22 protein-coding genes are annotated in these 19990 nt (G+C 38.1%); 12 read left to right on the top strand and 10 right to left on the bottom strand.

Features of this window, described 5'->3' with window-relative positions:
• Nucleotides 1–4 precede the first annotated feature (4 nt).
• From ABD676_RS03125 to ABD676_RS03085, 9 genes are all read left to right on the top strand, one after another.
• Nucleotides 5–742 carry a cytochrome c oxidase subunit 3 gene (locus tag ABD676_RS03125; protein WP_344673212.1) on the top strand — a complete coding sequence of 246 codons (738 nt, stop codon included), beginning with the start codon at nt 5–7 and terminating at the stop codon, nt 740–742.
• Nucleotides 743–773: 31 nt separating this feature from the next.
• Nucleotides 774–1148, top strand: coding sequence for a cytochrome C oxidase subunit IV family protein (locus ABD676_RS03120; RefSeq protein ID WP_344673211.1), 375 nt, complete (start codon nt 774–776; stop codon nt 1146–1148).
• A gap of 14 nt (nt 1149–1162) precedes the next feature.
• Nucleotides 1163–1885, top strand: coding sequence for an SCO family protein (locus ABD676_RS03115; RefSeq protein WP_344673210.1), 723 nt, complete (start codon nt 1163–1165; stop codon nt 1883–1885).
• A gap of 2 nt (nt 1886–1887) precedes the next feature.
• Entirely contained in the window at nt 1888–2430 is a 543-nt protein-coding gene (locus tag ABD676_RS03110; RefSeq protein ID WP_344673209.1) for a DUF420 domain-containing protein, read from the top strand.
• A gap of 27 nt (nt 2431–2457) precedes the next feature.
• A complete protein-coding gene (locus tag ABD676_RS03105; protein WP_344673208.1) occupies nt 2458–2922 on the top strand; it encodes an ABC transporter ATPase in 465 nt (154 codons plus the stop codon).
• Nucleotides 2923–3097: 175 nt separating this feature from the next.
• On the top strand, nt 3098–3673 hold the full coding sequence (locus ABD676_RS03100; protein ID WP_344673207.1) for an RNA polymerase sigma factor: 576 nt from the start codon (nt 3098–3100) through the stop codon (nt 3671–3673).
• Nucleotides 3674–3683: 10 nt separating this feature from the next.
• Nucleotides 3684–4037, top strand: a complete 354-nt coding sequence (locus ABD676_RS03095) for a hypothetical protein (protein WP_344673206.1) — start codon at nt 3684–3686, stop codon at nt 4035–4037.
• Between the two features lie 89 nt (nt 4038–4126).
• Nucleotides 4127–4420, top strand: coding sequence for a hypothetical protein (locus ABD676_RS03090; protein WP_344673205.1), 294 nt, complete (start codon nt 4127–4129; stop codon nt 4418–4420).
• Nucleotides 4421–4439: 19 nt separating this feature from the next.
• Nucleotides 4440–4901, top strand: coding sequence for an Hsp20/alpha crystallin family protein (locus tag ABD676_RS03085; protein WP_344673204.1), 462 nt, complete (start codon nt 4440–4442; stop codon nt 4899–4901).
• Nucleotides 4902–4970: 69 nt separating this feature from the next.
• Here ABD676_RS03085 and ABD676_RS03080 read toward each other — a convergent pair whose 3' ends face one another.
• The gene (locus ABD676_RS03080) at nt 4971–5366 is read right to left on the bottom strand and encodes a DoxX family protein (protein WP_344673203.1); all 396 of its coding nucleotides are present in this window, start codon (nt 5364–5366) and stop codon (nt 4971–4973) included.
• 181 nt (nt 5367–5547) lie between these two features.
• Here ABD676_RS03080 and metG point away from each other — a divergent pair, with 181 nt between their 5' ends.
• The gene (gene metG, locus ABD676_RS03075; protein ID WP_344673202.1) at nt 5548–7614 is read left to right on the top strand and encodes a methionine--tRNA ligase; all 2067 of its coding nucleotides are present in this window, start codon (nt 5548–5550) and stop codon (nt 7612–7614) included.
• An 82-nt stretch (nt 7615–7696) separates the two neighbouring features.
• Here metG and ABD676_RS03070 read toward each other — a convergent pair whose 3' ends face one another.
• From ABD676_RS03070 to ABD676_RS03030, 9 genes are all read right to left on the bottom strand, one after another.
• A complete protein-coding gene (locus ABD676_RS03070; protein WP_344673201.1) occupies nt 7697–8335 on the bottom strand; it encodes an SCO family protein in 639 nt (212 codons plus the stop codon).
• Between the two features lie 10 nt (nt 8336–8345).
• A complete protein-coding gene (locus tag ABD676_RS03065; protein WP_344673200.1) occupies nt 8346–9119 on the bottom strand; it encodes a formylglycine-generating enzyme family protein in 774 nt (257 codons plus the stop codon).
• A 50-nt stretch (nt 9120–9169) separates the two neighbouring features.
• The gene (nirK, locus tag ABD676_RS03060) at nt 9170–10609 is read right to left on the bottom strand and encodes a copper-containing nitrite reductase (RefSeq protein ID WP_344673199.1); all 1440 of its coding nucleotides are present in this window, start codon (nt 10607–10609) and stop codon (nt 9170–9172) included.
• Nucleotides 10610–10787: 178 nt separating this feature from the next.
• A complete protein-coding gene (locus ABD676_RS03055; RefSeq protein WP_344673198.1) occupies nt 10788–13040 on the bottom strand; it encodes a nitric-oxide reductase large subunit in 2253 nt (750 codons plus the stop codon).
• Between the two features lie 524 nt (nt 13041–13564).
• Nucleotides 13565–14866, bottom strand: a complete 1302-nt coding sequence (gene brnQ / locus ABD676_RS03050) for a branched-chain amino acid transport system II carrier protein (RefSeq protein ID WP_344673197.1) — start codon at nt 14864–14866, stop codon at nt 13565–13567.
• Between the two features lie 15 nt (nt 14867–14881).
• Nucleotides 14882–15721: a dihydropteroate synthase gene (folP, locus tag ABD676_RS03045; protein WP_344673196.1), complete on the bottom strand. Its 840-nt coding sequence runs from the start codon at nt 15719–15721 to the stop codon at nt 14882–14884.
• Nucleotides 15722–15794: 73 nt separating this feature from the next.
• The gene (locus ABD676_RS03040) at nt 15795–16274 is read right to left on the bottom strand and encodes a DUF4920 domain-containing protein (RefSeq protein ID WP_344673195.1); all 480 of its coding nucleotides are present in this window, start codon (nt 16272–16274) and stop codon (nt 15795–15797) included.
• A 1-nt stretch (nt 16275) separates the two neighbouring features.
• Nucleotides 16276–16860 carry an L-threonylcarbamoyladenylate synthase gene (locus ABD676_RS03035; RefSeq protein WP_344673194.1) on the bottom strand — a complete coding sequence of 195 codons (585 nt, stop codon included), beginning with the start codon at nt 16858–16860 and terminating at the stop codon, nt 16276–16278.
• A 20-nt stretch (nt 16861–16880) separates the two neighbouring features.
• A complete protein-coding gene (locus ABD676_RS03030; protein ID WP_425565264.1) occupies nt 16881–17708 on the bottom strand; it encodes a 2,3,4,5-tetrahydropyridine-2,6-dicarboxylate N-succinyltransferase in 828 nt (275 codons plus the stop codon).
• Nucleotides 17709–17811: 103 nt separating this feature from the next.
• Here ABD676_RS03030 and ABD676_RS03025 point away from each other — a divergent pair, with 103 nt between their 5' ends.
• Both ABD676_RS03025 and ABD676_RS03020 read left to right on the top strand, forming a co-directional pair.
• Nucleotides 17812–18225, top strand: a complete 414-nt coding sequence (locus ABD676_RS03025) for an RNA-binding S4 domain-containing protein (RefSeq protein WP_344673193.1) — start codon at nt 17812–17814, stop codon at nt 18223–18225.
• A 15-nt stretch (nt 18226–18240) separates the two neighbouring features.
• On the top strand, nt 18241–19875 hold the full coding sequence (locus ABD676_RS03020) for a DUF6377 domain-containing protein (protein ID WP_344673192.1): 1635 nt from the start codon (nt 18241–18243) through the stop codon (nt 19873–19875).
• The last annotated feature ends 115 nt before the right edge of the window (nt 19876–19990 follow it).

The raw sequence follows: 19990 nt of genomic DNA, 5'->3' as shown, positions 1-19990 counted from the left end.
AACAATGAGTACAACAGTATCGCAATTGGATAAGGTAAAAGACGGACCTTGGAGCGGAGGTAAATCACCTTGGAATTTAGAGTATGGAAAAATCATGATGTGGTTTTTCTTGGTATCGGATGCATTTACGTTCTCTGCCTTCCTTATTTATTATGGAGCACAGAAATTTGCGCAACCATCTTGGATCGATGCCGATAAGGTATTCCAATCGATTCCAGGTATCGCAGATTCCGGACAGCCATTGGTATTCGTAGGTATCATGACCTTTATCTTGATTATGTCTTCCGTTACAATGGTATTAGCCGTAGAAGCAGGCCATCGTAACTCCAAACAGGAAGTTGTAAAATGGATGTTATGGACTGTATTAGGAGGTCTATGTTTCTTGAGCTGTCAGGCTATGGAGTGGTATCACTTACACCATATGGGCTTTTGGTTCGGACATAACCCAGCAACAGGTCTTACCGATGACAATGCCATTGTGCAAGCGCTGAGTCCTTACTTCACCAAAGAAGTATCTTATACAGCAGCACTTCAATTCTCTAATCTATTCTTTACGATTACAGGTTTCCACGGTTTCCACGTAACTATCGGTGTTTTATTAAACATCATCGTGCTTTCCATGACCTTGAACAATACATTCGAAAGAAGAGGAACGTATTTAATGGTTGAAAAAGTTGGTCTTTACTGGCACTTTGTAGACTTAGTTTGGGTATTCGTATTTACCTTCTTCTATTTAGTTTAATCATTACGGACAATTAAAATATATAAGACAAATGAGTAATCACGATCATATTGCAAGCCACGATGCACATGCACACGGCGAAGGAATGGATAAAAAACGTATCTGGTCCGTATTCTTTGTACTATTAGCTTTAACAGCATTAGAATTCTTAATCGCTCTAGGCTTTGTACACCATTGGGGTATCCTTCAAAAAGGTACTTTAGTAAATGTTATTTATATCATTTTAACATTAGTAAAAGCATTTTATATTATCGCATTCTTCATGCACTTGAAATTTGAGAAATCAAGCTTTATTGTATGTTGTAGTGTAGGGTTCATTCTTATCGTTTATTTCATCATCTTAATGTTAATTGAAGGTGGTTTCTTACACGGAGCAATGAATCATCAACCGATTTTCCCTCATTAATATATCTATTGCTAATGAGTAAAAATACTCGTTCGAAAAATATATCGAAATTAATAATCCTGGCATTGGTTCTATTCGTGCCAGGATTTTTATATATACTGGTTAATAAAATGGGCTCCAATGAGTACATTAAACTTCCGGTATATGGTGAAAAACACCTCACAGGAAAGATGAAACGCGTGATGGGTAGAGAAATACCCGATACGGCATTTCATGAGCTTAAAACCGTTGATTTCATCAATTATGATGGTAAGCCGGTTCAGTTTTTAGGTTCTGATACCATCATTACTGTCGCTCACTTGTTCTATACCAAAGATCAAGGCTTATCTAAGCAATTAATGCATGACTTGAACGTTATTGCTGAACGCTTTAAATACAATCCCAAAGTGCAGCTTTTCTCGATAGATGTAGACTCTACGGATACACCTGCGGATATGGATAAATACATCAGTTCGTTTAAGAAAGGTAAAAATCCACATTGGTTTGTGGTAAACAAGCCAAATGTAGATATCTTTAGCTATGCTAGAGAGAGCATGTTAATTGAGGCTATGCCTGTAGAAGGAGATCCTAATAAATTTGTTATCAGTAATCAATTGGTATTAATCGATTCCAAGAATCGTATTCGTGGATTCTATGACATCAGCCTTCGCTCAGAGATAGATCGATTGGAAGATGAAGTAAAAGTACAATTGGTTGAAGAAGTTCGTAATCATCCATTAAAAGTAGAAAGAAAGTAGACATGGGAATGACCGCTGAAGAGAAAAAGTATAAAGGTATTATTTGGGCATTAGCCATCATAATTCCTCTTGCTGTTGCTGTATTGTTTCGCGTGAATTTGCGAGATCTTGGATATGATGTGCAACCACTTAGCTTCCTTCCACCAATTTATGCGACTATTAATGGATTAACAGCCGTGTGTTTGGTGATTGCTGTTGCTGCTATAAAACGCGGAAATGTAAAAGTCCATGAAAACTTGATTAAGTTATGCATGGTTTTTTCTTCCTTGTTTCTATTGATGTATGTCGGTTATCATATGACTTCGGAATCCACTAAATTTGGTGGTGAAGGTGCTATTAAATATATCTACTTTTTTATTCTGATCACGCATATCGTTCTTTCGGTGGTTATTATACCTTTTGTATTGTTTACCTTTGTAAGAGGGATAGCTGGAGCATATGAGCGTCATAAGAAGTTGGCTCGTATTACTTATCCGATGTGGTTATATGTAGCTGTAACTGGTGTCATCGTTTATTTGATGATCTCGCCTTATTACGCACATTAATTCTTTAAATTATTAATAAACGAACAGATGAAAAGAGTTTGGATATATCAAGCAGATCGTTTTTTTACACAGCCTGAACTACGTTTGGCGGAAGAGAAATTGGCTGATTTTGTTCGGGAATGGACTGCACATGGTAGCCAGTTAGCAGGACTAGCAGAAATCAAGCATAATCTTTTTGTTGTTTTTACGGTAGATGAGGCCATGGCACAAGTAACGGGATGTTCCATTGATAAATCTGTACACATTCTAAAGCAATTGGAAAAGGATTTGAACATCGGTTTATTTAATAGAATGTTGATTTCCTATCGTGATAAAGAAGGTAATATTCAATTGGTTTCCCGAGATGTGTTTGCAGCACTATGCCAAGAAGGTGAAGTAAATGCCGATACACCCGTATTTAATAACCTGATTCAAACAGCAGATGATATTTCCACCAAGTGGGAAGTGCCTTTTAAAGACAGTTGGCATGCTTCGGTATTCCAATGTAAATAAGGCATTCTGAAAATATAGCAGTCTCTCCAATTGGGGAGACTTTTTTTGTGCCTGCTGGTTTTGCTAAAGTGTATCTACTAATGTTTAATTTTACAGAATTATTCATGAGTCCACAGGTCGAAAAATAAATCACGATATTTTAAAGTAAAATGCTTTTTGATTCGTCTACTTGGATATGGACAGCATACAGCCAGAAGAAATGCAGTTAAAGAATTCCAAGTCATTCTCGGATACGGTAAAGAAATACAGTAGCCAATTGATGAGCTTTGTAAAGGCCAGGGTTCGAAAAACTGCTGATGCTGAAGATATATTGCAAGAAGTATGGTTTCAGTTCTCAAGACTTACGAATATGGATCAGCTGGAGAATGCTGGGGCTTGGTTATATGCTGTTACCAGAAACAAAATTACCGATAGTTACCGCAAGAAAAAGACAGATTCCCTTGATGAGTTGACCGAGAACATGGAAGAAGAGACTGCTGTACTCGAGAAGTTTCTAATAGCCGATTATTCAAATAGCCCTGAGGCTAAATTATTCAAGGATATTTTTTGGGATGAGTTGTATAAGGCATTGGATGAATTGCCCGAGAAACAACGGTCGGTATTTTTATTAAATGAAATCGATCAACTCACTTTACAACAGATAGCTGATTTGCAGCAAGAGAATTTAAAGACCATCATTAGCCGTAAAGGTTATGCGGTCAAACACCTGCGATTACGGTTGCAGGGTTTATATGATGAATTAAAACATTAAGGAAATAAGGATGGAAAAGAATTGGAAACGAAGAAGAAAAGGCAAGTTTGTCTTTATTGGTTTAGCTATGATTGTCGGGGCTTTACTGTTAGTAGCTTTAGTACAATTCCTATGGAACCAGTTGATGACAGATATATTTAATCTCAAAGCGATTAGCTATTGGCAGGCATTAGGATTACTGGTACTCTCCAAGATTCTATTTGGGGGTGGTGGCTTTAAATCTAAGGGTCGCTGTGGAGGTCGATTCCGCAGAGGCAATGAGGGATGTCCAACTTTGGATGATGAGGATAAATCAAGGTTCCGCGAAGAGTGGAGAAGGAGGTTTGCTGATCGCTGTAAACCAAGAGAAGAAGAGGGAAAATAAAATATTCTCCAAATAATTTAAAGTAATTAAAGGTCTTTGTCGTCTACCAGAACAAAGGCCTTTAATTTTTTAGATTAAAAATAAAACACATGAAAAATAAAATGAAATTGATTATCCCACGCTTGATCGGACTGACAGCTATAGTTGGATTGGCAAGTATTATTATCAGCGCATTATTTAAGTTATTATTCTTCGGAACCATCTTATTAGCATTAGGGATGTTGTTCACTTGGATTATCCGTTCCTGGAAAAAAGAAAGTTCTGGTTCGGAGCTCATGCATGAAGATCCGTATTTAGGTATGCATTCGCAGCAGAGACAGGCTGTAGTGCCTGTTGTTGGTTTTAAGAAATCAGCAAAACCCAGTATTATCCCTATTTATTAATCCTTAAAAATAAAATAACATGTTTAGAAGAAATAACACCTTTGGCAGATATCATATGAATAAAGCAAACTGTTCAAGCGTTGGTAGAAATACATTTGATCGCATACAGCAACATTTTTGTAATTCCACGGAAGGCTTTGGTTTTATGAAAGACCGTAGAAATAACGTAGCTGCAAATATTTTAGAGAATGATTTGTATTATCAAGTTCAGGTTTTTGCTGCAGGACGCAAGAAAGATCAGTTTAAAGTCGCTATTGCTAATCAGATTTTAACCATCAGCAGTACGGCTCAAGAATTGGATGGGGACTTGAAGATTGTCTATCAAGAGACGGATTGCGGAGCATTTGAAAGATCTTTTCAATTAGAAGACGAGATTCTATTGGATGGTATTCATGCGAGCTATGAGGATGGTGTATTGACGGTAATCCTAAAAAAAGATCCTGCAAAACAAGAAGCAGATGTAGAAGTTGCTATTTCTTAATAGCGAGAATAGATGTAAAGATAAAGGGCATTCCAAATCGGGATGCCCTTTATGCTATATTTCTTTTTATTATTTCTTATCGACGCTCAATCTACCTGGTCCCATAATGGCAAATGCAACGAATACAGCTAAGAACTCTATAGCATGGGAAGCTCCGGACAATCCATCACCTTTTGCTAAATGGTTAGCAGCAGCAACAACCATCGTCAATGAAAGGAAGATAGCTGCAGGTCTTGTCCATAAGCCTAAGATCAATAATACAGAGCCTAATGATTCTACCAAACCAGCAGAAAATCCAAAAACCGTAGGCATAAAATTAATACCAAGATTACTCATGGAAGCACCAATCTTAGTCCAAGTTTCTACTCCTCCCATTAATTTAGGGAGACCATGAAAGGCTAGCATCGTAGCGCCTAATACCAGTCGAATAATTAATAAACCCGTGTCGATTTTTGAATTTTGCATAGCTTCTTAAATTTAGTGTAATGTTGTCCCAATATACATAAAATTCCTTAGGGTTAAAATTTGGCGGAAAAGCAATTCTGAGGACATGGAATTTGTACTAATACTTAGTGAAATAAGCCAATTTGCTGTATCTTTGCTAGCCTAACAATTTTGTTAGCAGAATTAATAAAATCTCACTCCATTGGATATATTTAGCAAACAACGTTATACCATTACCTCTGCATTACCATATGCAAACGGTCCTTTGCACATTGGTCACTTGGCCGGTGCTTACATTCCCGGAGATATCTTTGTTCGTTTCTTACGATTGAACCAAAAAGATGTAGTCTATGTTTGTGGATCGGATGAGCATGGGGCAGCAATAACCATTAAAGCAAAAAAAGAAGGGGTAACTCCACAGGAGATTATCGACAAGTATAATCAACAAATTAAAGAAAGCTTCGAGCAATTCGGTATTTCTTTCAATATCTATCACCGTACTTCGGAGCCTATTCACCATCAATTATCGCAAGAGTTCTTTCTTAACTTGTATGAAAAAGGAGAGTTCATCGAACGTTTTTCAGAGCAGTATTATGATGAAGAATACCATCAGTTCTTAGCGGATCGATATATCGTAGGTACTTGTCCACATTGCCATAATGAAGGAGCCTATGGCGATCAATGTGAAAAATGTGGTACTTCCTTAAATCCTACAGACCTTATTAACCCTAAATCAACATTAAGCGGTAAAACGCCAATTTTAAAGGAAACCAAACATTGGTACTTACCATTGGATAAATACCAACCTTGGTTAGAGAAATGGTTAATTGAAGGCAAGAAAGATGAATTGAAATCCAATGTATTTGGTCAATGTCAGTCTTGGTTGAAATCAGGTTTACAACCACGTTCCATGACCCGCGATTTAGATTGGGGAGTGGATGTTCCATTGGATGAAGCACAAGGCAAAAAACTATACGTTTGGTTGGATGCACCGATAGGCTATATCTCCGCTACAAAACAATGGGCAATCGATGAGGGTAAAGACTGGGAAGCTTATTGGAAGAAACAAGCTAATCCAGAAGATGATTCTACCTTGATTCACTTTATTGGAAAGGATAATATTGTATTCCACTGTATTATTTTCCCTGCTATTTTACATGCACACGGTGAATATATCCTTCCAGAGAATGTACCTGCAAATGAATTTTTGAACCTAGAAGGGGATAAGCTTTCTACTTCAAGAAATCATGCAGTATGGTTACATGAGTATTTGGAGGAATTCCCTGGAAAACAAGACGAGTTACGCTATATGCTGACTTCCATTTTACCAGAGACTTCAGATAGTGAGTTTACATGGAAAGATTTCCAAGCTCGTGTAAATAATGAGTTGGTTGCTATTCTAGGTAACTTTGTGAACCGTGTAATGGTGCTTTCCCACAAGTATTTTGATGGTAAGGTGTTAATGGGATCTCCATTGACAGCCGGAGATCAGGAAGTACTTGCTGAGCTTTCTAAATTCCCAGGACAGGTTCAACAATCCTTATCACAATATAGATTCCGTGAGGCTTTAGCAAACTTTATAAATGCAGCTCGCTTAGGAAATAAATACTTAGCGGACGAAGAGCCTTGGAAAGCGATTAAGACCGATGAAGAGCGTGTTAAAACTGTTCTGTTCGTAGCTGCACAGATCGTGGCTAACCTAGCCGTAATGGGACAACCATTCTTGCCATTCACAAGTACTAAGATCTTCGAAATGCTAAATCTTGCTGCGAAGAATTGGGATGAAGCAGGTAAGTCTGATCTATTGGAAAGTGGACATCTTCTAGGTGAAACGCAATTGTTATTTGACAAGATTACCGATGAACAGGTTGAGTTTCAATTGAATAAATTAGCAAATGCGAAAGCTTTAAATGCAGCATCAGCACCTAAAGCTCCTCAAAAAGCAAATATCACTTTTGATGATTTCGGTAAGTTGGATATTCGTGTAGGAAAGATCCTAACTGCTGAAAAAGTAGCAAAGACGAAGAAATTATTGAAACTGACCATCGATACAGGAATTGATAAACGAACAGTTGTATCAGGTATTGCAGAGCATTTTACACCTGAGGAAATTGTTGGTAAACAAGTTTCCATCTTAGTAAACTTAGAGCCTCGTGAAATCAAAGGTATTCAATCTCAAGGGATGATCTTAATGGCCGAAGACGCTAATGGTCGACTTGATTTTGTAAATCCTATATCGGATGTATCGGCTGGTAGTATTATTCGATAAATCGGATATTACTCCAATAAAAACATAAAATAGGGGCGTAGAAATAATCTACGCCCCTTTTGTTTACTAAATAACATTCCTATTATATCTTTTCTGCTGTTTCTTCAATAGCTTTGATGGTAGGGCTATAATCTACTCCTAAACCTTCTTGTTGGTAAACCAATTCACCTTCTTCATTAAATAGACTGATGATATTAGAATGCGAGAAATCTATTGGTGATATCTTTTTATAGTTTACCGCTAATGTAGCTGCAAATTCTCTTGTATTATCTTCATTTGATCGTAGGAATAACCATTGAGGACCATCCATTTCATTTTCTTTGGCAAATGTTTTCAGACGCTCTGGCGTGTCAACTTCTGGATCAATACTTACTAATACGTATTTGACTTTATCCTTATACTTCGCCTGAACTGTTTTTTCAATATGCCTCATATCGGCAACTAAACGAGGACAGGCAGCTTGACAAGAGGTATAAATCATAACCACTACAACAGCTTGACCCTTCAGATCTTTTAATTCGATTTCTTTATTGTCTTGAGTTTGCCAAGTGGAAGGCAAGTTATAAATGGACAAATCAGATAGATCCGTACTTATTTTGGCCTCTTTTAACGTTTGTTCTTGCTCTTTATTTTCCTCCTGATTGTTTGACTGACAGGAGAAGAAAAATACAGGAAGCCCTATAAAAAGCAGCATCCTGAATAATTTGATTGCTTTTCTCATAATAAGCAGTTTATTTTATATCTCTTACACATCGGAAACCTAAGTTTCTACCTGTGTAGGGAGCTTTCATACTTCCACGAAATGCATAGCGCATGAAAGCTGCATAGTTCATTAAATCACTGGCATTAACAGAGGCACTTCCACAGAACAATTCATCATCATTTCCTTTATCCTTCCTGGATTCTCCAGAAAGAAAAATAGAGTTGAAATCAGCTGTCCACTCCCATACCAAACCATGTAGATCATATACTCCCCAATAATTCTTAAAGGTGCTTCCTACTTCCTGATTGTAGGTCTTTGGTGATTCGTACCATTTTAAGATATATTGATTGTATGATTTTCGCGTTCTAGCATCCATGTTCTTTGCATCCGCCATTGCCGCATACTCCCACTCATCCATTGTTGGCAAACGCTTGCCTTTGGATTCACAATACTTCTTTGCAGTATGCCAAGAGACGTTTGTGACTGGTGACTTTGGACTTGCTTGCCCATAATCAAAGTCAGATACCCAATAATTCAAATAAGACTTATCGGCAAATAGACGCTTGATTTTCGATTTGGAATAGTTGGGATTGGATTTGACAAAGAGAAGGTACTCTTGATTGGTTACCGGATATACATCCATAAAGAAGGAATTTACCAGAACAGGTTTTTTATCTGCTGATCCGTATAAAGGAACATAACTTCCTTTTTTTACCATTACCATTTCCTGTCCTTGCACTTTGGCAAAGCTTAAACTGATTAACAACAGTAAATATATTCCACAGTAGATTCTTCTAGCCATAATAAAGATAAATTCTGGGGCAGTTAACTACCCCAGAATTATTAATTTAATTAACTACCTCTTTTTTTCTTGACATCTGCAGGAGCAATAATTGTTTTATTATTACCCCAACTGTTATAGACGTAATTCAATACATCGGCAACCTCTTGATCGGATAAAGATTGACTAGGCATCACCGAATTGTATTTTTCACCATTCACCATAATTTCACCTTTCAAACCATGTATAACAGCTTCAATAGCCTTGTCTTTACTCTTGTTTAAGTAATCTGAATTGGCCAATGGAGGGAATACAGCTTTAATTCCTTTACCGTCGCTTTGGTGACAAGCTAAACAAGTACGACTGAATATAGCCTTACCATCAGCAATAGACTGTTCCGGTGTTTTCGCAACGATGACCTCTTCTTTCTTCTTTCCAGGCATTTTCTGGATAGTACCTCCCTCAGGAAGGTAAATTCCCTCCATGATTTTACCGGAATAGATTTTATGGTTTTCTGGTCCACTCACTTTTATCATTCCTAAGGCACCTTTATTAAAGGCTCGGAAGATGGAGTGATCCACCATAACCAAGGTTCCAGGTACATCCACTTTAAATTCTACTATAGCTGCACCACCTGCTGGAATTAAGGTTGTCTGTATGTTATTGTTGATTAAGTCGCCCCCTTCTACGTGAACTTTGTCGAAGATTTCTCCGATAACGTGGAAAGAAGAAACTAAGTTCGGTCCACCATTACCTACGAACAATCTGATTTTCTGTCCTACCTTAGCTTGTAGAGCATTGTCATTTACCAAGGCATTCACATTTCCATTAAATACCACGTAATCGGCTTCTTCTTTAATGGCTTTATTCATATCAAAGGCTTGCAGACCTTTATCACCATAGGCACCTTCTGTATAGAAATCACCTTGCATTACATAGTATTCCTTATCTACTGGCTCTAAACCACCTTCAGGTTCTACAAGGATCAAACCATACATACCATTGGCAATGTGCATACCGACAGGTGCAGTAGCACAGTGGTAAACATACAAGCCTGGATTTAGACACTTAAAGGAAAAGGAAACCTCATGTCCTGGCGCTACTAGAGATGATTCAGCACCTCCGCCAGGGCCTGTCACGGCGTGTAAGTCAATATTGTGGGGTAATTTATTATCTGGGTGATTCTTCAATAAGAACTCCACCTCATCCCCAACACGGGTCCGAATAAACTGTCCCGGTACGGAGCCTCCAAATGTCCAATACGTATATTTTACACCATCGACCATTTCACCTTCCAACTCAAGGATTTCCAAACTTACTTTAAGTTTAGTCGCCTCACGTTTTCCAACTGGTTTGGGAACAAATGGAGGTGATGTTAATTCGGCTACAGTTTCCCCTTTGACTTCAATTTTAGAGGTATCCGGCCCCTTGTTTCCTGGAGAGCCTTTGCAAGACCATAACCCTAAGGCTAGAAGAGCAAATAAGCTCCATATTTTCATGTGTTCTTTCATATTGCTTGCTTTTAATGAGCAAAAATTGTTATCCTATCTTTTGGAGTAAATTTCCGTCAATTCGGTAAAATCTACCATGATATACATCTATAGAAAAAAGTAATTTTACTTACATTTTTATGACAAATCATCGATTTGAGTTAGAATCCATCAATAGAATGAGTTCAAAATGTGTTATTTACTGTTTAGGTTCTTTTGGTGTCTTGTTCTTCAAAGTCAAATCAAACACAAACCAGGCACAGGCAAATATTCCTATTGCGAAGACTACATCCCCAGGAGTTCTCATCCATTTGAGGAACACCATTCCGGGTTCTTGCATTAATTCAGCAGACCGAGCATACCACATTCCTTTGGAGATACTTTCAATAGCTTGCCATATCCCTACAGGAAGTAAACTCAATAAAGCCATACCCAAAAGACCTATATTTAAGCTCCAGAATCCTATGCGTAATAACTTGTCATTCCATTTGACATTTCTATATAAGCTGCGTAGTACAAAGAGCATCAATCCTATTCCTAGCATACCATATACCCCAAACAAAGCGGTGTGTCCATGTAAAGGAGTGGTATTTAAGCCTTGCACGTAATACAAAGCAATTGGTGGGTTAATGATAAAGCCAAATACTCCGGCTCCTAAGAAATTCCAAAAGGCTACTGATATTAAAAAGTAAATTGGCCATTTATAATCCTCGAGCCATTTAGTGGCTTTGGAGACTTTGTAATTATGGTATGCCTCAAAGCCTATAATGGTTAATGGAACGACTTCCAAAGCGCTGAATGTGGCGCCTAATGCCATGACAGCTGTTGGAGTTCCAGAAAAATACAAGTGGTGGAAAGTCCCTAATATACCTCCAGCTAAGAAAATGATGGTGGAGAATAAGACACTAGCTGTTGCACTCTTCGGTTTTAATAGTCCTAGTCGAACAAATAGGAAGGCCATAACCACTGTGGCAAAGACTTCAAAAAATCCTTCTACCCACAAGTGTACTACCCACCAACGCCAGTATTCAGCAATAGCAAGATTGGTTTGTCTGCCCCACATTAATCCTGCTCCATAGAATAGGGCAATTGCTGAACAGGAAATCAAAAACATGATGATGAGGTTTCTTTCTTCACCACCTTTTTTAAGGATCGGTAGGAGTGGTCTTACCATAAGAGCAAGCCACACAAATAAACCAACAAATAAGAATAACTGCCAAAATCGTCCTAAATCGACATATTCATATCCTTGATGACCAAACCAGAAGTTTTCAACCAAATTCAGCTTCTGCATTACACCAAACCATTGGCCTACCATAGAACCTGCCACAATGATCAATAAGGCAATGAAAAGGAAATTAACCCCGAATACCTGAAACTTAGGATCTTTCCCCGAAACTGCAGGGGCAATGTATAAACCTGTTGCTAACCATGCAGTAGCAATCCAGAAAATTGCTAATTGTGTATGCCAAGTTCGAGTAACAGCATAAGGTAAGAACTGATCGATCGGTATGCCATAAAGTCCATCGCCCTCTACACCATAATGTGCAGTGACAATCCCCAAGCCCACTTGGACGATCATCAATAGGCTGACGATCCAAAAGTATTTCTTCACCAATCGCATCGAAGGGGTGATCCCTTGTCTTAACAAAGGATCTTCAGAAGGATAGATCAAATCATCATCTTCGCCTTGTTTTACCTGCCATAATACCAATGCACCAACGCAAAAGATCAATAGGATAATACTTACACCTGACCAAGCCAATAAATCCATGGTTACATCATTGCCAACCAATTTCTCATTCGGCCAATTGTGGGTATAGGAAACTTCAGCTCCCGGTCGTTCTGTAACCGTAGCCCATGTTGCCCAGAAAAAGAAGGCATTCATCTTACGCATTCGAGCCTCATCTTTAATGGAATTCACCGGAATAGCATAATCCTTCCGCAATTGTTCAAATGTTGGATCATCTGTAAATAATCCTTTGTAATAATTGGATAAAGCTTTTAAGGCATCTACACGATCTGCATCAATTGTAAGTTTTTTTGTAATGGGATTGTAGGTGTTCTTACGGATATAGTTTTTTAAACGGGTAACCAATAAGGCTTGTTTCTCGTCGTTTACTTCTTCATAATTTGCGGCATATTCCTTTTGTGCATAACGATCAAGGATATGTAATGCTTCCCGATGTAACCAATCAGCAGTCCAATCGGGTGCTACATAAGCGCCATGTCCCCAAATGGATCCTACTTCTTGGCCACCGATACTTTGCCAAATGTTTTGCCCATCTTTAATGTCTTCAGCTGTAAAAATAACTTCACCAGCTTCATCAACAACTTGTTCAGGAATAGGAGGAGAGACTTGATAGATCTCATAACCGTAATAGAGTAATACGGTAAAGGATAGGAGGACCACTAGGATAAAGGTCCACCAGAGTTTCTTTTCTTTTTTCATAGCTTTTCGTTCAAATAGTAAGGAGGATATATGTTATATTTTCTATTTAAGACAAAAATGTCTTTTATACACTAACTACACAATTTGATCCGTCACATTTAAAAGTGATGCCTGCAATAATTTTGATTGGAAAGAGATTTTACGTTAATTTTTTGACCCTACTATCAATTGTTTTATATGAAAGGATGATTTTGTTTATCTCAAAAAACAATTTTTAATTAAGATATTGAAAGGAATAGTAGAATATGGGCAAAGTAGGTTCAAGCTTATAAAGGATAATTAAACGCCTTGTTGATATCAATAGACAGAATTTGCCGAGGCAAATAATTAAAGAAGAGAAGGGAAAGTTTAGAGAAGAAGGCAAGGAGATCGTAATCAAATTTTGCTATAAAATTCAATAAGCCTTCTTTTGAAGTAAATAATGCTGATAAATGTTAGAATTAGAGGCATGCTGGCTTATTTTTAAGGTAAAGGTTAAGCTTTTTATTTTGAATAACCTTCAGGAGAATAAGCCAGCAAATCAACTATAGAGTTTCAGTATTTTTATTTCCGAGGCCACCGATTAATATCCCGATGATAAATAATACAATAGAAGGAACTACCCATCCCAGGTCGTATTGGAAGAAAGGAATATGATTCAATTTGTCTATTAGGCTAGCTGAAAGCAGATTGAACTGCTTAAACAAACCTACAATAGCCATTACGGTAGAACCCGCCAAAGCCAACCAATATGGAAGCCTGCTTTTTACCAACTTTCCAAATAAAACATAATAGATCACCAAGGTAATGACGATGGGATAAACAAAGCTCAATATAGGATAGGCAAAGCTGATGATGTTATCTACTCCAGTAATGGAAAGTACACAGGAAATAACACAACAAAGTGTTACAAGTACTTTATAACCCAATTTATTATTGGTCAAATCCGAGAAGAAAGTCCCAATGGCAGATGTTAAAGCAATAGCCGTTGTTAAACATGCCAGCGCAATACTGATGGCAATAGCAATTGTACCATAATGTCCAAGAATTGATCTGGAGATAAAGATCAATAATTCCGATCTTTTCATGCTCGGATCCTCAACGCCGGATCGAGCACCCAAATAGATTAATCCACCATAGATGATAAATAAACAGACTGCAGCTAAAACACCTGCAGCTATAACCACCTTGTTTTTAGATTTAATGTCTTTATAGCCTTTAGCTTTAGAGGCTGTAATTATTATCCCAGCAAAGATAACTGAGGCTAACACATCCAAGGTTTGATAGCCATCAATAAAACCTAAGGTAAAAGATTCTCCGGCATTAAGATCGGTGTGTGTATAATCTGCTATTGGATTTAATACCCCTACCACGATTAAACCAATCAATAGCACTAAGAGTAGAGGCGTTAGGAAGTTACCAATGATATCGACCACTTTGGAAGGTGCAATGGTTAATGCCCAGGTAGTAGCAAAAAAGATAATGGAGGTCCAGATTGGCTTTGCATCAGGGAAGGAGGGAAGGATTCCAACCTCAAAAGTTGTTGCCGCGGTACGCGGAATGGCAATCATAGGACCAATACACAACATGATAATGCTACCCAATATTGGGGCTAGGTTTTTATGAACACGATCGCCAAGATCGTTGAAGTCTTCGCCAGAATTGACAATGGAAAGTATCCCAAAAAAAGGTAATAAGATTCCGGTTAATCCGAATGCTAAGATGGTTAGTGGAACGTGGTCGCCAATTTGAATACCAATATATGGCGGTAATAGTAAGTTTCCTGCTCCGAAGAACATGGCAAATAGGGCAAAACCAATGGTGATAATGTCTCTAGTTCTTTTCAAAATAAGGGTTTGTTTTTAGTAAAATATGTCAATAAGTTGTTTGGCTTCTTTTACATCATGCACACGTAGGATCTGTACCCCGCGTTCTAATAGTAAGGTGTTTAAGGCAATAGTCCCCGGAAGTACATCCTGAGGTTTCAAATTTAATTTTTTATAGAGCATGGACTTTCTGGATATCCCGCCTAAAATAGGAAGTCCAAAATAATGCAATTCATCCACACGCATTAATAGCTCATAATTCTGTGCTACTGTCTTAGCAAATCCATAACCAGGATCCAGAATAATATCTTTTACGCCTAAGGCTCGTAATTGTGCTACAGCATTTCCTAAATGCACAGCAACATCATTTACTACATCATCATAATCCGTTAGCTTCGTCATGGTAGACGGAGTACCACGCATGTGCATCAAAATATAAGGAACTTGCAAATCTGCTACAGTTTGAAACATATTCGGATCTAAAGTCCCTCCAGAAATATCATTGATGATATGAGCACCTGCTTGAATACTTTCACGAGCAACCTTCGCACGGAAGGTATCGATGGATAATATAGCATCTGGATACTCCTTTTTCAGCGCCTCAATAACAGGGAGCATTCGATCCAGTTCCTCTTGTTCGGAGATTTCTTTGGCACCCGGTCTACTGGAATAAGCACCTAAATCTAATATATCTGCACCTTCATTCAGTAGTGTCTGCGCATGCTCCATGGCAGCTGAAACACCTTCATGCTGTCCGCCATCGAAGAAAGAGTCAGGTGTCAAATTCAGGATCCCCATTACCTTAGGTTTAAGGAAATCCATCAATTCACCATTGACTTGAATGCTCTGGCAGGCTGCTGAATGAAATAAAGACATAAAGTTCTAGGGCTTAATAAAAATAAAAGGCTGTAAATTTTCATTTACAGCCTCCAAAATAAGGTTTTTAAGATTACTTTACAACTAAAACCCCATCAGCAACTACAGAAATGTCTTTGCGTGGCTTGGTAATTTTAGCGATTTCCTCTTTGCTTTTGCCCATATCTTCGGCATAATGCTTTTGCCATTCTACGGTAGTTTCTTTTACTTTAGCTTTTCCTTCTACAACGACAGTTTTACCAACTAAGTCTTGAGGAACGAAATAACCATAATCAGTAAAACGAACCATGATTGGCTCTTCTTGACCTTCACGTTTGATCGTTAGGAAACATCCCTTCTTGGTACATACCTGAACAACCTGTCCTTCGATTTTACCGTTGAAGTTTTCCTGTTTAGCTAAGGATTTCTCCAATTGCTGAACAGATACTGCTCCTTTTTTATCAATTTTCTTACCGTAGTTCACACCAATCTTTGCTGGAGTGATGGCTTGTTGTGCATGGCTAATGCTGATTACAGCAAATACAGCCACAAAAATGGCGATTAGTTTTTTCATATTATTTTCTAATAAACTCAAATTTACCACTTGGGTCTAACTTCATAATGGTCGATGCTTTACCTTCGGTAAGATCATCTTGACCAAATTTAACAACATAATCCACAGATTCTATCAAAATAGGGTCAATTTCAGCAAAGTTTCTCGCTGATGGTTGTCCTGAAAAGTTAGCCGATGTTGAAACTATTGGCTTGCGAAAGCGTTGAATCAATTGCTCACAGAATGGGTGATTAACTACTCGTATTCCTACAGAGCCATCTTCAGCAACTACATTTGCAGCCAGGTTCTTCGCATTTGAATAGATAATGGTTAGCGGTTTTTCACTAACATCAATTAATTCATAAGCCACATCAGGAATCTCTTGCACATAGCTCTGCAATTGATTGTCATTGCCCAGCAGGACGATCATGCTCTTCCCTTTATCCCGACCTTTCAGATTAAAAATCTTCTCCACGGCCTCCGGATTGGTCGCATCACATCCTAATCCCCAAATAGTATCTGTCGGATATAGGATAATGCCACCAGCTTTCAATGTTTCTAAAGCTTGGTTAAAGTCTTCCCGATCTATGGCTACGCGTTGTTGCATCAATCTTTATGTTCTATTTATTAAACTGCTACGTTATGCTCGCGAAGGGCATCGTTTAAAGAAGTCTTTTTATCAGTAGACTCTTTACGCTGACCGATAATCAAAGCACACGGTACTTGATATTCTCCAGCAGGGAATTTCTTGCTGTATGATCCTGGAATAACAACTGAACGAGCAGGTACATATCCTTTGTATTCAATAGGCTCAGGTCCCGATACATCAATAATTTTAGTAGATGCGGTCAATACAACATTTGCACCTAATACTGCCTCTTCTTCTACACGGATACCTTCTACAACAATTGCTCTAGAACCCACGAATACATTATCTTCAATAATAACTGGAGATGCTTGAACAGGCTCCAATACACCACCGATACCAACACCACCACTTAAGTGAACATTCTTGCCAATTTGCGCACATGAACCTACAGTAGCCCAAGTGTCAACCATCGTACCTTCATCTACATAAGCGCCGATATTAACATAAGAAGGCATCATAATAACTCCTTTTGCTAAGTATGCTCCATAGCGTGCAGAAGCACCAGGAACTACACGAACACCAATTTCTTTATAGTTGGTCTTTAATTTCATTTTATCGTGGTAAACGAATGGATCGTTTTTGATCTCTTTCATACCCCGGATTGGGAAATAAAGAATTACGGCTTTCTTAATCCAGTCATTCACATGCCAACGCTCGCCAACTGGTTCTGCTACACGTAGATCTCCTTCATCCAACATTTGGATAACAAAGGAAATGGCTTCAAAATATTCTTTATATTCTAGTAATTGTCTGTTTTCCCAAGCTTCTTCTACGAGTTTTTTTAAGTTGTTGATTTCTGTCATCATGTTTATTGAACTTATATTTTATAGGACACAAATATGAAGAATTTTGATGACAACTCCGGTCTTGCAGAGGCTAAAATTGAGAATAATGCTTATTTTTGATCTTATGGCAGAAGTGAAAGAGAAATTACGGATAGACAAATATTTATGGGCAATTCGCATTTTCAAGACCCGCAGTTTAGCTACAGAGGCTTGTAAGGCCGGAAAGGTGAAATTGAATGGGCAAAATGTGAAACCCTCGGCTATCGTGAAAGTAGGGGATGAATATTCCGTACAGAAGGGAATAGAGCGTAAATTGATTTATGTAACTGGGTTATTGGAGCGTCGTTCAGATGCTAAAACTGCAGTTCAGTTTTACGAGGATAGAACGCCCGTAGAAGAAACCTATGGTTTCAAATCTGTATTCCATGCACCAATATTGAAGCGTGATCGGGGTACAGGTAGACCGACTAAAAAAGACCGTCGTGAAATTGATGACCTCAAGAGCGACTGGTGGGATGCAGAGAAAGAGGAAGATTAAACCATAACCTTTATTATGTTTTTGCGAACAGTTTTTCTAGGAATGCTATTGGCCTTGTGTCAATTTGCCTTGGCGAACCAAGTCGGTATTCGCCTTGCTGTCGATTCCGTGGAAAAAGAATTGCAAAATACCCTAGCTCGCAAGCTTGAATTTGAACGCATTAAACTTCGTGAAATCTTTCAAACAAAACAGCGACTCCATAAAAATGTAGAACCTGAACACCGTTATAAACTGTATACCAAGCTCTATGAGGAATTCAGGACCTACCAAATGGACTCGGCGATTTACTATGTCAATCTCAATCTGAAGATTGCCAATGATCTGCAGGATAAATTCAAACATAACCAATCCGCCATTCAGCTTGCTGGTTTGTATTCCTCGGCCGGTCGATTCATAGAATCAAATGATATCCTCAAAGGAATTCCCCGTGATGGTCTTGAAACAGAGCTTTTAGCCGATTATTACCGCACCTACTCAGACTTTTATTCGCACTATGGTCAGAGTACCAATTATATCGAATACTTTACACGTAGTGAGATTTATCGTGATTCCTTACTGGCTGTCATTCCGAAGAACTCCGTTGATTACCGCCTTATATTGGCAACCAGAAATGTTTTCAGCAATAACCAGGATAAAGCGGAGGCAGAATTACTACAATTGCTTCAGGAATACAAAGAGCCCCAGCACGAACGTGCTGTAATAGCCTACCTATTGGGGATAGTCCATAAAAGCAGGTCAGATCGAGAGAAGCAAATCTATTATTTTGCTATGTCGGCCATTACCGATATCAAAAACTCCGTAAAAGACAACGCCTCCTTACAGAGTTTAGCCTTAGTCTATTTTGAGAAAAACGATATTGATAAAGCTTATATCTATATTCAGGAGGCCTTAGATGATGCCTTGTTCTGTAATGTACGTTATAGAACCATTGAGAATTCCTCATTTTATCCAATTATCAATTCTGCCTTCCAAGAGAAAGAACAAGCCCGTAAGAAACAATTGACAGGTTTCTTATATACGATTAGTATCATGTCCTTTCTTCTGCTTCTGGTGTTGATTATTGTGTATTTGCAAATGAAGCATATTAAGAAAGCAAGAAAGCATGTCAGTGATGTTAACCAGGAATTACAATTGCTGAATGCAGAGCTGCTTAAAGTGAATAAAGATCTTCAGGAAACTAATCTGATCAAGGAAGAGTATATGGCTCAATTCTTTGAACTTTGTTCTTCTTATATTGATAAGTTGGATCATAATCGGAAAAGCATGCTAAAGAAATTGTCCAATAAGCAATATGATGAGCTGAATAAGGAATTAAAGTCTCAAGACTACATCAAGACAGAGCTTGATGACCTTTACCATAATTTCGATGTGATATTTCTCAGTCTCTATCCGACCTTTATCCATGAATTCAATAAACTACTAAAACCGGAAGAACAGATAGCCTTGAAGCCGGATGAACTTCTCAATTCAGAGCTTCGGATCTTCGCGCTTATACGCTTAGGAATTTCTGATTCCACTAAAATTGCACGCTTCCTGCGCTACTCCTTAAGGACGGTTTACAACTACCGTGTCAAAGTGAAAAATAAGGTTGTCGGATCCAAAGAAGACTTTGATGAACGCATCAAAGAGATTGGAAAACCTAGTATTTAAGCCTAAAACACTTTACTTTTTTTTAAGTTTATTAACGCTATAACGCTGATATGTAGTGTTTTTGGCTTTACTTGGTTTACTTTTTTGTTTTCTTTCCTTATGATTTCGTAATATA

It is taken from the genome of Sphingobacterium kyonggiense (genome assembly GCF_039536825.1).
Classification (GTDB): domain Bacteria; phylum Bacteroidota; class Bacteroidia; order Sphingobacteriales; family Sphingobacteriaceae; genus Sphingobacterium; species Sphingobacterium kyonggiense.
The sequence above is the reverse complement of the archived record's forward strand: the minus strand, read 5'-3'. Positions and strand labels throughout refer to the sequence as shown.

What these genes read in the sequence shown, in the direction of transcription:
- ABD676_RS03080 (WP_344673203.1), bottom strand. Translation starts at nt 5,366, where the DNA reads ATGCAAAATTCAAAAATCGACACGGGTTTATTAATTATTCGACTGGTA.
- ABD676_RS03065 (WP_344673200.1), bottom strand. Translation starts at nt 9,119, where the DNA reads ATGGCTAGAAGAATCTACTGTGGAATATATTTACTGTTGTTAATCAGT.
- ABD676_RS03035 (WP_344673194.1), bottom strand. Translation starts at nt 16,860, where the DNA reads ATGCAACAACGCGTAGCCATAGATCGGGAAGACTTTAACCAAGCTTTA.
- ABD676_RS03125 (WP_344673212.1), top strand. Translation starts at nt 5, where the DNA reads ATGAGTACAACAGTATCGCAATTGGATAAGGTAAAAGACGGACCTTGG.
- ABD676_RS03030 (WP_425565264.1), bottom strand. Translation starts at nt 17,708, where the DNA reads ATGATGACAGAAATCAACAACTTAAAAAAACTCGTAGAAGAAGCTTGG.
- ABD676_RS03095 (WP_344673206.1), top strand. Translation starts at nt 3,684, where the DNA reads ATGGAAAAGAATTGGAAACGAAGAAGAAAAGGCAAGTTTGTCTTTATT.
- ABD676_RS03040 (WP_344673195.1), bottom strand. Translation starts at nt 16,274, where the DNA reads ATGAAAAAACTAATCGCCATTTTTGTGGCTGTATTTGCTGTAATCAGC.
- nirK (WP_344673199.1), bottom strand. Translation starts at nt 10,609, where the DNA reads ATGAAAGAACACATGAAAATATGGAGCTTATTTGCTCTTCTAGCCTTA.
- ABD676_RS03090 (WP_344673205.1), top strand. Translation starts at nt 4,127, where the DNA reads ATGAAAAATAAAATGAAATTGATTATCCCACGCTTGATCGGACTGACA.
- ABD676_RS03025 (WP_344673193.1), top strand. Translation starts at nt 17,812, where the DNA reads ATGGCAGAAGTGAAAGAGAAATTACGGATAGACAAATATTTATGGGCA.
- ABD676_RS03070 (WP_344673201.1), bottom strand. Translation starts at nt 8,335, where the DNA reads ATGAGAAAAGCAATCAAATTATTCAGGATGCTGCTTTTTATAGGGCTT.
- ABD676_RS03055 (WP_344673198.1), bottom strand. Translation starts at nt 13,040, where the DNA reads ATGAAAAAAGAAAAGAAACTCTGGTGGACCTTTATCCTAGTGGTCCTC.
- ABD676_RS03120 (WP_344673211.1), top strand. Translation starts at nt 774, where the DNA reads ATGAGTAATCACGATCATATTGCAAGCCACGATGCACATGCACACGGC.
- ABD676_RS03110 (WP_344673209.1), top strand. Translation starts at nt 1,888, where the DNA reads ATGGGAATGACCGCTGAAGAGAAAAAGTATAAAGGTATTATTTGGGCA.
- ABD676_RS03105 (WP_344673208.1), top strand. Translation starts at nt 2,458, where the DNA reads ATGAAAAGAGTTTGGATATATCAAGCAGATCGTTTTTTTACACAGCCT.
- ABD676_RS03100 (WP_344673207.1), top strand. Translation starts at nt 3,098, where the DNA reads ATGGACAGCATACAGCCAGAAGAAATGCAGTTAAAGAATTCCAAGTCA.
- ABD676_RS03020 (WP_344673192.1), top strand. Translation starts at nt 18,241, where the DNA reads ATGTTTTTGCGAACAGTTTTTCTAGGAATGCTATTGGCCTTGTGTCAA.
- ABD676_RS03115 (WP_344673210.1), top strand. Translation starts at nt 1,163, where the DNA reads ATGAGTAAAAATACTCGTTCGAAAAATATATCGAAATTAATAATCCTG.
- ABD676_RS03085 (WP_344673204.1), top strand. Translation starts at nt 4,440, where the DNA reads ATGTTTAGAAGAAATAACACCTTTGGCAGATATCATATGAATAAAGCA.
- folP (WP_344673196.1), bottom strand. Translation starts at nt 15,721, where the DNA reads ATGTCTTTATTTCATTCAGCAGCCTGCCAGAGCATTCAAGTCAATGGT.